This window comes from Planktothrix mougeotii LEGE 06226 (assembly GCF_015207485.1).
In the GTDB taxonomy this organism is placed as follows: Bacteria; Cyanobacteriota; Cyanobacteriia; order Cyanobacteriales; family Microcoleaceae; genus Planktothrix.
This window is the reverse complement of the sequence record NZ_JADEWU010000003.1, coordinates 39,629-53,272: the sequence shown is the minus strand read 5'-3', so window position 1 is coordinate 53,272 and position 13,644 is coordinate 39,629. Positions and strand designations below refer to the sequence as shown.

The window sequence follows — 13,644 nt, the reverse complement described above, 5'->3', positions numbered from 1 at the left end:
TGGTGATCATTTTGCTGAACAGAACAGAACTTTTTGCAACGGATCTGGCATTAAAAATCAGCAACAATCCATATCATGAGTAGAGAACTGAACTATGCAATCTTCTACGGTAACTGCTGCAAAAGCCGATAAACCCAAGGCTGAAACTGCTAAAGGGGGCGATAAACGATTTAAAGTCCTCGATATGACGATGAAACGGAATCAATATCGTCAGGACGCTTTAATTGAAGTGCTGCACAAAGCGCAAGAATCCTTCGGCTATTTAGAAGAAGAAGTTTTAATCTATGTCGCTCGACATTTAAAACTGCCCCTGAGTTATGTCTATGGGGTCGCCACGTTCTATCATTTATTCTCCCTCAAACCCAATGGTGCTCATACCTGCGTCGTCTGTTTGGGAACCGCCTGTTACGTCAAAGGCGGTGGGGATGTGTTAACCGCATTAGAAGCCAAAACGGGAATTAAAGCCGGGGAAACCACCCCCGATGGTCAAATTTCGATTATGACCGCCCGTTGTATTGGTGCCTGTGGTATTGCTCCGGCTGTTGTTTTTGATGGTAAAGTTGCCCCGCAGATTTCGCCAGAGGTGGCTTGCGATCGCATTGCGGAATGGGAATAAGAGGGTGTGGGAATGGAGGTTTTTCTCGTTTCTATCCGAACACCCGTAGGGGCGGGGTCATCCCGCCCAAAGCCTCCGAACCTTTAACCCTAAACCCTGGGAGGGTGGGGAGACCCCACCCCTACAATACAGAGGGGAGGGACACAAGCCCCTACAATACAGAGGAACACAACAATTATGGAATATAGCGAATTATTAGAACTAGCCGAGAAGGAACAAAAAGCTCAAAAGCCGATCCGGGTTCACTGTTGTACCTCAACGGGTTGCGTGGCGGCGAACTCCTTGGGGGTGAAAACGGAAATGGAACAGGCCGTTAAAACGGCTGGACTTGAAGAGCAAGTGCAAGTGGTCGGTGTGGGTTGTATGGGCTTCTGTGGACGGGGGCCAATGGTGGAAGTCGAACCCGTCGGACTGCAATATGAAAAAGTCACCCCGGAAGAAGCCCCCTCTATTATTGAAGCCATTAATGGGGGAGAAGCCAAACCCGTCCAAGGCGATCGCCATCATCCGTTTTTCAGTCGTCAACTGTTAATTGTTCGGGAAAATAGCGGTAAAATTGACCCGGAAAAAATTGGCGAATATGTTGCCGTTGGCGGGTATCAAGCGTTATATCATGCCCTTTATGAAATGAGTCCGGCCGATGTCGTTGCCGAAATTACTAAATCGGGTTTACGGGGCAGAGGCGGCGCAGGATATCCAACCGGGTTGAAATGGGCCACCGTTGCTAAAATGCCTCCGGGTCAGAAATACGTGATCTGTAACGCCGATGAAGGCGATCCCGGTGCGTTTATGGATCGCAGTGTGCTAGAAAGTGATCCCCACCGCATCTTAGAAGGGATGGCGATCGCAGGTTATGCCGTCGGTGCGACCCAAGGGTATATTTATGTGCGGGCTGAATATCCCCTGGCCATTAGTCGTCTGCAAAAAGCCATCCAACAAGCCAAACGTCAAGGGTTTTTAGGCAGTCAAATCTTTGGCTCGGCCATTGATTTCCGCATTGATATCCGAGTCGGGGCGGGAGCCTTTGTTTGTGGGGAAGAAACAGCCCTGATTGCTTCCATTGATGGCGGACGTGGCACACCTCGCCCCCGTCCCCCCTATCCCGCCGTTTCTGGCTTATGGGGTTGTCCCACCTTAATTAATAACGTCGAAACCTTTGCCAATATTGCCCCCATTCTCAAAAAAGGCGCCAATTGGTTTGCTAGTATTGGTACAGAAAAGAGTAAAGGGACTAAAATTTTCTCCCTTACCGGAAAAATTCGCAATACCGGACTCATTGAAGTACCAATGGGCATTAGCCTACGACAAATTGTCGAAGAGATGGGCGGCGGAATTGCGGGGGGGGGAAAAGTCAAAGCCGTGCAAACCGGAGGGCCATCGGGTGGCTGTATTCCCGTCGATTATTTAGATACTCCCGTTGATTACGAATCCTTGGCCCAACTCGGATCGATGATGGGATCAGGAGGCATGGTGGTGATGGACGAAGACACCAGCATGGTGCAAGTCGCCCAATTTTATATGGAATTCTGTCGAGGGGAAACCTGCGGAAAATGCGTTCCTTGTCGGACGGGAACGGTACAACTGTATCAAATGTTAACAAAAATTCTCAATCAACAAGCGACTTCCGCAGATATTGAGAAAATGAAACAGTTGTCGGAAATGGTAAAAGCCACCAGTTTATGCGGACTTGGACAAACCGCACCGAACCCGGTTTTGAGTACCTTACGCTATTTTCCAGAGGAATATACGACTTTATTGAAAACAGAAAATGAACAAGTTCCGGTGTCTTAAATTGACACAATGGAAATTGTTTTACTCTGAGATTGGCGTTAGTTTCGATGAGTGATTAATCTGATGATTCGAGTGATTTATCGTTGGAAAGTTCAACCTGAAAAGGAAACAGAATTTATTCAAGCTTGGACACAAGCCACTGAAACCATTCGACATCAGGTTTTAGGTGCAAAAGGGAGTTTATTACTGCGTTCTAGCGAACATTCATCGGAATTTATTGCGATCGCTCGATGGGAAACTTTAGAACACTGGCAACAATTTTGGCAAGGTGATCCACCCGATCCCCAAGCTTTTCAAATCATGCAAACGGTTAGTCAGTTATTATCCCATCAAGTCTGCGAGGAGATAGAAGATTTAACGCTTCTATAGGATTTATAGGATTGTAATTCACCCATTACAACACACACTTTAAACGAGGGTAAGTTCATTATGTTTTGCGAACAATGCGAACAAACAGCGAGTGGAAATGGGTGTCATCAATGGGGAGCTTGTGGTAAAAGTCCTGAAGTTAATGCAGTTCAAGATTTATTAATGTATTGCTTACGGAGTATTGCCCCCATTGCCTTAAAAGCCTATGAGTTAGGAATTCCAAATCGGGAACTGGATCGTTTTACCTGTGAATCGATCTTTTCTACGATGACGAATGTTAACTTCAATACGAAGCGATTTTCTGACGCTGCCAAAGAAGCATTACACTTTCGAGAAACTTTAAAACAAGCCGTTGAAAACCAAAATCAAACCCCCATTCAATGGCCAGAAATTTGTTCTTATCAGCCAAATTTTGAAGAAAGTTTAGCCGAACAAGGACAACAGTTTGCTTTAGATTTAATTCAAAAAGCCAGTGGGAATATTGATATTTATTCCCTGCAATTAACGACCATTTACGGGTTAAAAGGATTAGCCTCTTACACCTTCCACGCCTACGAATTGGGGCAAGAAGATGAGCAAATTTATCGGTTTATTTATGAAGCCTTAGTGGCTTTAGATCAACCGGATTTAACGTTAAATGATTGGGTTGGTTTAGCGTTGAAAGTGGGAGAAATGAACCTGCGGGCGATGGAATTATTAGATGCCGGACATACCGGACATTATGGACATCCCATCCCAACAACGGTTCCCTTAAATCATCGTCAAGGTAAGGCGATTTTAGTCTCTGGACATGATATTAAACAGTTGGAAGCGTTGTTACAACAAACGGCAGAAACGGGGATTACAGTTTATACTCACGGAGAACTTTTACCTGCTCACGGATATCCGGTTTTAAAACAAAAATATCCCCATTTGTACGGACATTTTGGAACAGCTTGGCAGAATCAAACTAAAGATTTTGCGAAGTTTCCGGGGTCAATTGTGGTGACAACTAATTGTTTAATGCCACCCCATGAAACCTATGATGAAAAACTGTTTACCATTGGGCCTGTAGGGTATCCAGAGTTAAACTATTTACCATCAGATGAAAATGGTATTCCTGACTTTACTCCCGTGATTCAAAAAGCCCTAGAACTCCCCGGATTTTCTGATAATGAAACGCCCCGTGAAGTCAAAACTGGATTTGCTCACAATGCCGTTTTAAATGTAGCAGATCATGTGATTGATGCCGTTAAAACTGGAAAAATTCGTCACTTCTTTTTAGTCGGAGGTTGTGATGGAGCAAAACCGGGACGGAGTTACTATACCGAATTTGTGGAAAAAGTACCCCAAGATTGTGTTGTCCTAACATTAGCTTGCGGAAAATTCCGCTTTTTTGATCAACAATTAGGGGAAATTGGGAGCATTCCTCGGTTGATGGATGTGGGGCAATGTAACGATGCTTATTCTGCCATCCAAATTGCGTTAGGGTTAGCCAAAGCTTTTGATATTGGGGTGAATGAATTACCCTTATCAATGATTTTGTCATGGTATGAACAAAAAGCCGTTGCGGTGTTATTAACCCTGCTGTATTTAGGCATTCAAGACATCCGTTTAGGCCCCACCTTACCCGCCTTTATTTCTCCCAATGTCTTCAAATTACTGTCAGAAACCTATCATCTCAAACCCATTTCAACTCCCGATGAAGACTTGGCAGCTTGTTTAGCTTAAAAAATGGGTGGGCAAAAGCCCACCTTTACCCTAAAAATTCTGTTAAAACTTTTAGGAAAAATGCTATAATGAAACTCGATACCTCTTAAAATTAAAGGATTAAATTTGATATTTTAACCGCATAGGAGATAAAAAAATTATGTCTGTAAAAACCCTAACCATTGATGGAATTGATGTTGCTGTAGAACAAGGAACATCCATTCTCAAAGCGGCTGAAGAAGCCGGAGTGAGAATCCCAAAACTCTGTCATTTAGAAGGCGTTTCTGATGTCGGTGCTTGTCGGTTATGCTTAGTTGAAATTAAAGGCATTAATCGTTTATTACCTGCTTGTGTAACGGAAGTTTCCGAAGGCATGGAAGTCTGTACAAACAGCCCCCAACTGCAAGATTATCGACGCATGACTGTAGAGTTATTATTCGCAGAAGGAAATCATGTTTGTGCGGTTTGTGTTGCCAATGGAAACTGCGAATTACAGGACGTTGCCATTGAAGTAGGGATGGATCATAGCCGTTTCCCCTATCGTTTTCCTGAACGAGAAGTAGACATCACTCATCCTAAATTTGGCATCGATCATAACCGTTGTATTCTGTGTACTCGGTGTGTGAGAGTTTGTGCTGAAATTGAAGGAGCCCACGTCTGGGATGTCGGCTATCGGGGAGCCGCAGCTAAAGTTATTACAGGGTTAAATCAACCTTGGGGTGAAGTCGATGCTTGTACATCCTGTGGCAAATGTGTTGATGCTTGTCCGACGGGTTCTATCTTTAGAAAAGGCACAACAACCGCCGAAATGCAACGCGATCGCGAAAAACTAGAATTCTTAGCAGATGCAAGAGGAAAACATCAATGGACAAGATAAGATTTGCTACGGTTTGGTTAGCGGGATGTTCCGGTTGCCATATGTCGTTTTTAGACTTAGATGAATGGCTGTTTGATCTCGCGGAAAAAGTCGATGTTGTGTTTAGTCCCGTCGGTTGCGACTTAAAAGATTATCCCGAAAATGTTGATGTTTGTTTAGTAGAAGGGGCCGTTGCTAACGAAGAAAATTTAGAGTTATTACATCAAGTTAGAAAACGCACGAAACTCTTAATTTCCTTTGGAGATTGTGCTGTTACCGCTAACGTTCCAGCTATGAGAAATATGTTAGGCAGTACGGAACCTGTGTTAAAACGCTGTTATTTAGAACTCAGTGATAAAGGCAATCAACTTCCAAAAGAGCCCGGTATTGTTCCTGAACTTTTAGACCGTGTTCGCCCTGTTCATGAATTAGTTAATGTTGACATCTTTTTACCCGGATGTCCTCCGTCTGCGGAGAGAATTAAAGCCGCCATTGCACCTTTGTTAGAAGGAGAAAAACCCGCTATGGTTGGGCGAGAAATGATCAAATTCGGTTAACCCGTTCTTGCAGAAGGGCGGGAAAACCCCGCCCCTACCATACAAATTCCAGAGGTTAAAAACCCGCAATGGTTGGGCGAGAAATGATCAAATTCGGTTAACCCATTCTTGCAGAAGGGCGGGAAAACCCCGCCCCTACGATACAAATTCCAGAGGTTAAAAATATGTCTAAAACAGTTATTATTGATCCCGTTACTCGGATTGAAGGACACGCTAAAATATCCGTTTATTTAGATGATGCGGGAGAAGTCGAAAACGCTCGATTTCACGTTGTCGAATTTCGTGGGTTTGAGAAATTCTGCGAAGGTAGACCGATGTTTGAAATGGCAGGAATTACCGCCAGAATTTGCGGAATTTGCCCCGTTAGTCACCTGTTAGCTTCAGCAAAAACAGGCGATAAAATCCTGGCGGTGCAAGTGCCTCCTGCTGGGGAAAAACTGCGGCGGATGATGAATTTAGCCCAGTTAACTCAATCTCACGCCTTAAGTTTTTTCCACCTCAGTAGCCCCGATTTCCTATTAGGTTGGGATAGTGATCCTGCTAAACGCAATGTCTTTGGTTTAATGGCGGCTGACCCCGATTTAGCACGGGCGGGAATTCGCTTGCGTCAGTTCGGACAAACGGTAATTGAAATATTAGGCGCGAAAAAAATTCATGCGGCTTGGGCGGTTCCCGGTGGGGTGCGTTCTCCCCTGTCTGAAGAGGGGCGAGAATGGATTATTGAACGCTTACCGGAAGCCCGACAAACCACCGAACTAGCGATTAGTTTGTTTAAACGGTTATTAGATAGTGAATTAGCCCAAGAAGTTGATGTTTTTGGGAAATTCCCTTCATTATTTATGGGGTTAGTTGCCCCCGATGGCACTTGGGAACACTACGGCGGACATCTAAGATTTATTGATAGTAATGGCGAAATTGTAGCCGATGGTTTAAGCGAAGATGACTATCAAGACTTCTTAGGAGAAGCCGTTGAAAATTGGTCTTATCTCAAGTTTCCCTATTACAAACCTCTGGGATATCCTGATGGGATTTATCGCGTTGGGCCCTTAGCAAGATTGAATGTTTGTGACTGTATTGGCACCGAAGATGCAGACCGAGAATTAATCGAATTTCGTCATCGCGCAGGGGGACGAGTTGCCACTTCTTCCTTCTTCTATCATTATGCACGATTAGTAGAAATTATGGCTTGTATTGAAGCCATTGAACAGTTAGTTGATGACCCGGATATTGTGTCAAAACGGGTGCGTTCAGAAGCCGGAATTAACTGTTTAGAAGGAGTGGGAGTCAGTGAAGCGCCGCGCGGTACTTTATTCCATCATTATCAAGTGGATGAAAACGGCTTAATTAAGAAAGTTAACTTAATTATTGCCACCGGACAAAACAATTTAGCCATGAATAAAACCGTGACCCAAATTGCCCAACATTATATTCATGGAAATGAAATTCCTGAAGGAATGTTAAACCGAGTAGAAGCCGGAATTCGTGCTTATGACCCGTGTTTAAGTTGTTCCACCCACGCCGTCGGACAAATGCCATTACACATTCAATTAATTCAAAAGGATGGAACAATAATTCAAGAAAAATATCGCAATTAATCACCCGTAGGGGCGAGGTTTTCTCGCCCTAAAAAACCCTTCTCCTCTACTTTCTTTATTAAGAGAGAAAAAATGTCAAAAGAAAACTTATATTTATGTATGGGTTCCGCTTGTCACCAAATGGGAGTCTATGAAGTTTTACCCAAATTGCAAGCCTTGATGAGTGAATATAATATTGATCAAAAGATTGAGTTAAAAGGTTCATTTTGTTTAGAAACGTGCAGTTCAGGAATTGTAATGAAGTTTCGAGATTTGCATTTTATTAATATTAGCCCTCAAAATATAGAAGATAAATTTTTACAAGAAATCCTTCCCGCTATTAAAAACAATAATTAACTATGTTAGAAAAAACACAAAACCACCTTTGGCAACTTTTATGGGAATATGATCCGAACGGTTTAATCGCCGTAGATTCAGATTTAATTATTAAACTGGTTAATCCAGCATTTTGTCAAATCTTTAACGTCGAAAAAGAAAAAATTATCGGAAAATTAGCAACGGAAATTTTAGGAAATATTGATCATTTTCAAGAAGCTTGGGAGACTAATACCGTAATTCGAGGACGAGAAACTTCCTATTCCCAATATGATTTATATATTCGAGAGTTTATTTTTCCGATTAAAGAAGAAAATATTATTGGCTGTATTATGACTGATATTACCGCCGAGATGGAACGTAAAAAAGAAACCGATAGAATTAAAGCAGAAACCGTTAAAAAAGTGAATGAAGTGGTAGATAATCAAATGAAAGTCGCTCAAGAAATAGCAGGGTTATTAGGAGAAACAACGGCAGAAACTAAAGTTAGTTTACTTAAAATTATTGAAATGGTAAATCAGTAAACCATCACAAACTTAATAGAATATGAATCAAGATAACTTTTTTGATATTTGTAATCTGAGCCTAAATAAAAAAGGCGAAGAGCTTTGTGGTGATCAAGTTAAATTTACTAAAACCGAAACAAAAAGCACCATTGTTTTATCCGATGGGTTAGGAAGTGGGGTAAAAGCTAGTATTTTAGCAACGTTAACCACTGAAATTTTAATCACGATGTTAAATGCGGATGTTCCCTTAGAAGAAGTGATTAAAACCGTTATAGGAACTTTACCCATTTGTCAGGTGAGAAAAATTGCCTATGCTACTTTTACCATTATTTCAATTAATCATTTAACCAATGAATTTAAAGTCATCAACTTTGATAACCCCCCAGTTCTTTATTTTAAAAAAGGTCGGATTGTTAAATTAGAAACCAAAATTGATAAAATATTAGAAAAAAAAATACAATCTTCTGAAGGAAAATTAGAACGGGGGGATTTTATTGGAGCCATTAGTGATGGTATTCTGTATGCGGGGTTAGGAGATACGATGAATTTTGGCTGGGGTTGGGATAATATTGCTAAATATATGGAACGAATTTTTATTAGTCAAGCGACAAATTCACGGTCAATTATTGAACAAGTAATGGCAGAAACTCGTTCTTTATATCGAGATAAAATTGGCGATGATGCAACTTTTGTGGGGGTTTATGTTAGAAAACCCAACCCCGTCATGATTTTTACTGGCCCCCCTTTAGATATTACTCAAGATGAAGTTTATGCAGAACGATTATTAAGTTTTCCCGGTCGAAAAGTCATTTGTGGGGGGACAACCGGAAATTTAGTGGCAAATTATATGGGAGAAACCATTGAAATGGATATTCCCACCATGCGAAAAGATTTACCTCCTATTGGTATATTAAAAGAAGTTGATTTAGTCACGGAAGGAATTTTAACGATTTCTAAAGCAACGGAAATTATTAGAAAATCTAAAGGAGATATTTCTCGCTTATCTTCCGATAAAAATGGAGCCGTTTTATTAGCAAGGGAAATTTTAGAAGGAGATTCTATTTATTTTTTAGTGGGTCAACAAATTAATGAATTTTACCAAAACCCTTTATTGCCTAAAAATATTTCAATTCGTCGTAACTTAATCGAAGATTTAGTTCAGTTACTTCGTAGCCAACAGAAAGAAGTTATGGTAGAATATTGTTAATAAAACCCCAAATAAATTATGATATTAATTATAGGATATGGCAACCCGATTCGCGGTGATGATGGCATCGGTCAAGCGGTAATTGCAGAAGTTGAACAGTGGAATTTAGCCAATGTGCGATCGCAATCTCTCCATCAACTCACCCCGGAAATGGCAGCAGAAATGGCTGAAGTTGATAGCGTTATTTTTGTCGATGCTAGTTTAGAAGGAGATACCGTTAATATTACATCCTTGGAACCTTTACCCTCAGATTTATTTAATTGGGGTCATTCTTTAAACCCGCGATCGCTTTTATCCTTAACTCAATTTCTCTATCAAAAAAGCCCTCAAGCCTGGTTAATTGCCGTCCCTGGAGAGAATTTTGAACTCAGTGAAACCCTTTCCGAAAAAGCTGAAAAAGGCATTCAAGAAGCTTTAAAAATCATTAAAAATCTCATCAAAAAAACCTAAAATTAATTATAATCAACCGTAGTGAGTCCTTCAGGACTCAATCTCACCCCTGAAGGGGTGACTACAAAGTAGTGAGTCCTTCAGGACTCAATCTCACCCCTGAAGGGGTGACTACAAAGTAGTGAGTCCTTCAGGACTCAATCTCACCCCTGAAGGGGTGACTACAAATAATTATGCACGAAGTTAGTATTATGGAACAAACCCTAGAGATAGCCTTAAATCATGCTAAACAACAACAGGCAACTCAAATCCATCGGATTAAAATGAAAGTAGGGACATTATCAGGGGTGATTCCAGAAGCGTTAGAATTTGCCTTTGATGTCGTTACCAAAGGAACAATAGCAGAAACCGCTCGTTTTGAAATTGAATCTATTCCCGTACGCTGTTATTGTCATCATTGTAACGTAGAATTTCAACCCGATGACTATATTGATGAATGTCCCCATTGTCATCAATATAGCCTTGATATTCGTCAAGGAAAAGAATTAGAATTAACATCTTTAGAGGTTTCTTAAATATGTGTACAAATTGCGGTTGTGCTGTCACCCCAGGAACGATTGAAATCCATAATCATGATCATGAACATCCCCACACCCATGATCATAATCATGAACATCTTGATCATGACCATTCCCATCAAATCTTAACCGTTCATGAAGCTATTTTATCTAAAAATGAACGATTGGCAGAACGAAACCGAGGCTTTTTTTGGGGAAAAGGACTGTTTGTTTTAAACGTTTTATCCTCTCCCGGTTCAGGGAAAACCGCCTTTATTGAACGGACTTTAACCGATATTAATTCTCGTCTTCCAGGGGCGGTTATTGTGGGAGATTTAGCCACCGATAATGATGCTCAACGCTTAAGACGTTCAGGGGCACAAGTGGTTCAAATTACCACCGGAACAGTTTGTCATTTAGAAGCGGATATGATTGCCAAAGCCATTCCTCAAATTAACTTAGATCAGGTAAAATTATTAATTATTGAAAATGTCGGTAATTTAGTGTGTCCCGCCGCCTACGATTTAGGGGAAAACAAACGAATTGCCTTACTTTCTGTCACCGAAGGAGAAGACAAACCCTTAAAATATCCCACCTTATTTAAAACGGCTGATGTGGTGATTATTAATAAAATGGATATTGCGGAAGCCGTCGGTTTTGACCGAGAATTAGCCTTAACTAATATTAAAAAAATGGTTCCCCAAGCACAAATTTTTGAAGTGTCTGCAAAAACAGGTCAAGGGATGAATCAATGGTATCAATTTTTGGAACAACAGGTTAAAGAAACCAACCCTCTATTAACCGTAGAATAAAACCCATTTGTATTAACCGATGAATACCCTACCTGCTATTTTCTTATCTCACGGAGCACCGGATTTAACCATTCGAGAGGGGGAAGTCACCCACTTCCTGCGCTCTCTTGATCAACACTTTTTTAAACCAAAAGCCATTCTAGTCATCTCTGCCCACTGGCTTACCGATTTACCTAGGGTCAGTACAGCCCAAAATCCCAGAACAATCTATGACTTTTCTGGGTTTCCCGAACAGCTTTATCACCTAAACTATCCCGCCCCCGGTGCACCTGAACTTGCTTCTCGTATCGTTAGCTTGCTCACCCAGGCGGATATTCCCTGCGAGACTCATCCAGAACGAGGATTAGATCATGGAGCTTGGACACCCTTGCTTTTAGCCTATCCAGCCGCGGACATCCCCGTTACCCAGCTATCCATTCAATACTACCGTGATCCCCTCTATCATTGTAAATTGGGACAGGCACTAGAACCCTTACGACAGGAGGGAGTGCTGATTATCGGGAGTGGTGGCATCACCCACAATCTTAATGCTTTTGATCAAGATTATAATGCACCGCCTCCCTATTGGGTGGAACAGTTTGATCAATGGGTAGCAAAGACCATTGAGGAGGGGCACTGGGACGCTCTAATTCGGTATCGGCAACTGGCACCTTATGCTCCTGAAAACCACCCAACAGAGGAGCATTTTCTGCCTTTGTTTGTGGCGTTAGGTGCTGGCGGAGTAAAGGCGAAGGGAATACAACTACACCGTAGCTACACCTATGGTGCTTTCAGTATGGCAGCTTACGCCTTTAGTTAGAAGACAGTAACGCAACAGAAGGAGTATTAATTTTATCTGTATTGTTCTCAAAAAAATGGGTTGGATTTACTTAATTTTAGCCGGATTATTTGAATTAGGATTTTCTAGTTTTTTGAAACTTTCAGAAGGACTCACAAAACCCTATGCAATTGTCACTTTTATTGGGTTTGGGGTGTTAAAAAGTTTATTAGTCCTTGCTTTAATTGGTTTAAAAGCCACTTCCTCCCAATTAAACTAATATTTTTTTTACTCTTCTTCTTCATTAACATAAATTTTACCATTCGGCATAGTTGCTCCTTTTAACTGAGTATCTCGTAAATTTGCTCCTTCTAAATCGGCTCCTTTTAAGTTTGCACCCCGTAAATTTGCCCCTTTTAAATAAGCATTTTTTAAGTTAGCTTTACTTAAATTTGCACCTCGTAAATCGGCTCCTTCTAAATTTGCTTCTTGTAAATTAGCTCGTTCTAAATAGGCTCCTAATAAATTAGCTCGTTCTAATTTAGCACCTTTTAAATTCGCTTTTTTTAATTCCGCATCTTCTAAACTTGCTCCTTCTAATACTGCATCAATTAATTGAGCATTATTTAAGTTCGCTTGATTCAGTTTAGCATAACCTAATTTCGCTTTCTCTAAATTAGCATTTTCTAAATTAACCTTTTCTAATTGAGCTAACCATAACACCGCTTCAGATAAATTAGCATCTTGTAAATTAGCTTGATTTAAAATCCCATTCCCTAAATTCGCTTGAGTTAAATTCGCCTCCGTTAAAACTGCATTTTGCAAGTTAGCTTTGTTTAAATTAGCGTCTTCTAAAATAGCACCATTAAGATTCGCATTTTTTAATTGAGCTTGTTTTAAATTGGCTGAAGTTAAATTAGCCATTAAGAAATTAGCAGATTCTAAAATAGCACCTTCTAAATTAGCTTTGCGTAAATCAGCTTGTCTGAATGTAGCATTATTGAGGTTCGCATTTTTTAAATTCGCTTGCCATAAATTAGCTTGTTGAAAATCAGCATTATTCAGTTTTGCTCCCATTAAATTAGCATATCCTAAGTTAGCACTTGCTAGTTGACTATCTCGTAAATCGGCTCCCGCTAAGGTTGCACCCCGTAAATCAGCTAACTCTAAATTAGCATCATTCAAATCGGCATTTTCTAAATTTGCTTTCCATAAATACGCTTCTCTCAAAGAGGCTTTTTTTAAATTAGCTCGACTCAAATTACATTCAGGACATTTCTTTGTTGCTAATAGAGTTTCTTGGGGATTTTTGGGTTGTTTTTTTGCCGATGATGGAGTTAAATTAGACGTTTCTGTTTTCAAACGTTGACTTAATCGGCTATTTTCGACCCAAACCCAAATGGCTATGACTGTACTTAAAACCGCCACAACTGCCAATATAATATTAATAACGGCTTTCCTCGGTTTAGGAGTTAAAGATTCTGATTCTGTTCCTAAATCCGATGATTTTAAACCAGGTAAGGCGTTTTTCGAGTCAAAGCGTTCTTTCGAGTTGGGTTCTAGCATTTGTTCTAATGATTCTAACCTTTCGGGTTTGCTCACTGATAATCCTGTTTTACCTTTCATA

16 protein-coding genes are annotated in these 13,644 nt (G+C 40.8%); 15 read left to right on the top strand and 1 reads right to left on the bottom strand.

The window, feature by feature from the left end; genetic code table 11:
• Positions 1 to 94 precede the first annotated feature (94 nt).
• From hoxE to IQ236_RS02120, 15 genes are all read left to right on the top strand, one after another.
• Positions 95 to 616: a bidirectional hydrogenase complex protein HoxE gene (gene hoxE / locus IQ236_RS02190; protein WP_193867764.1), complete on the top strand. Its 522-nt coding sequence runs from the start codon at positions 95 to 97 to the stop codon at positions 614 to 616.
• A gap of 177 nt (positions 617 to 793) precedes the next feature.
• The gene (locus tag IQ236_RS02185; RefSeq protein WP_193867763.1) at positions 794 to 2,407 is read left to right on the top strand and encodes a NuoF family protein; all 1,614 of its coding nucleotides are present in this window, start codon (positions 794 to 796) and stop codon (positions 2,405 to 2,407) included.
• 63 nt (positions 2,408 to 2,470) lie between these two features.
• Complete coding sequence (locus IQ236_RS02180) at positions 2,471 to 2,776, top strand: antibiotic biosynthesis monooxygenase family protein (RefSeq protein WP_193867762.1); 306 nt, start codon at positions 2,471 to 2,473, stop codon at positions 2,774 to 2,776.
• 60 nt (positions 2,777 to 2,836) lie between these two features.
• A complete protein-coding gene (gene hcp / locus IQ236_RS02175; protein ID WP_193867761.1) occupies positions 2,837 to 4,486 on the top strand; it encodes a hydroxylamine reductase in 1,650 nt (549 codons plus the stop codon).
• A 139-nt stretch (positions 4,487 to 4,625) separates the two neighbouring features.
• Positions 4,626 to 5,342, top strand: coding sequence for a bidirectional hydrogenase complex protein HoxU (gene hoxU, locus IQ236_RS02170; protein ID WP_193867760.1), 717 nt, complete (start codon positions 4,626 to 4,628; stop codon positions 5,340 to 5,342).
• The gene (locus tag IQ236_RS02165; protein WP_193867759.1) at positions 5,330 to 5,878 is read left to right on the top strand and encodes an NADH-quinone oxidoreductase subunit B family protein; all 549 of its coding nucleotides are present in this window, start codon (positions 5,330 to 5,332) and stop codon (positions 5,876 to 5,878) included. Before hoxU ends, IQ236_RS02165 begins: the two co-directional genes overlap by 13 nt.
• A 164-nt stretch (positions 5,879 to 6,042) precedes the next feature.
• Positions 6,043 to 7,473, top strand: a complete 1,431-nt coding sequence (locus tag IQ236_RS02160; protein ID WP_193867758.1) for a Ni/Fe hydrogenase subunit alpha — start codon at positions 6,043 to 6,045, stop codon at positions 7,471 to 7,473.
• 72 nt (positions 7,474 to 7,545) lie between these two features.
• Positions 7,546 to 7,809 (top strand): (2Fe-2S) ferredoxin domain-containing protein, encoded by a 264-nt coding sequence (locus tag IQ236_RS02155; RefSeq protein WP_190520747.1) that lies wholly within the window; start codon positions 7,546 to 7,548, stop codon positions 7,807 to 7,809.
• Positions 7,810 to 7,811: 2 nt separating this feature from the next.
• A complete protein-coding gene (locus tag IQ236_RS02150) occupies positions 7,812 to 8,312 on the top strand; it encodes a PAS domain-containing protein (protein ID WP_190520749.1) in 501 nt (166 codons plus the stop codon).
• A gap of 22 nt (positions 8,313 to 8,334) precedes the next feature.
• Positions 8,335 to 9,501, top strand: coding sequence for a SpoIIE family protein phosphatase (locus tag IQ236_RS02145; RefSeq protein WP_193867757.1), 1,167 nt, complete (start codon positions 8,335 to 8,337; stop codon positions 9,499 to 9,501).
• A gap of 18 nt (positions 9,502 to 9,519) precedes the next feature.
• Entirely contained in the window at positions 9,520 to 9,951 is a 432-nt protein-coding gene (locus IQ236_RS02140; protein WP_193867756.1) for a hydrogenase maturation protease, read from the top strand.
• 173 nt (positions 9,952 to 10,124) lie between these two features.
• Entirely contained in the window at positions 10,125 to 10,466 is a 342-nt protein-coding gene (gene hypA, locus IQ236_RS02135) for a hydrogenase maturation nickel metallochaperone HypA (RefSeq protein ID WP_193867755.1), read from the top strand.
• Positions 10,467 to 10,468: 2 nt separating this feature from the next.
• A complete protein-coding gene (hypB, locus tag IQ236_RS02130) occupies positions 10,469 to 11,260 on the top strand; it encodes a hydrogenase nickel incorporation protein HypB (protein ID WP_193867754.1) in 792 nt (263 codons plus the stop codon).
• A 19-nt stretch (positions 11,261 to 11,279) separates the two neighbouring features.
• Positions 11,280 to 12,059, top strand: a complete 780-nt coding sequence (locus IQ236_RS02125; protein ID WP_193867753.1) for a dioxygenase family protein — start codon at positions 11,280 to 11,282, stop codon at positions 12,057 to 12,059.
• 55 nt (positions 12,060 to 12,114) lie between these two features.
• Positions 12,115 to 12,297, top strand: coding sequence for an SMR family transporter (locus tag IQ236_RS02120; protein ID WP_193867752.1), 183 nt, complete (start codon positions 12,115 to 12,117; stop codon positions 12,295 to 12,297).
• Between the two features lie 8 nt (positions 12,298 to 12,305).
• On the opposite strand, the gene IQ236_RS02115 is transcribed toward IQ236_RS02120, so the two are convergent.
• Positions 12,306 to 13,643, bottom strand: coding sequence for a pentapeptide repeat-containing protein (locus IQ236_RS02115; RefSeq protein WP_193867751.1), 1,338 nt, complete (start codon positions 13,641 to 13,643; stop codon positions 12,306 to 12,308).
• Position 13,644: the final 1 nt, after the last annotated feature.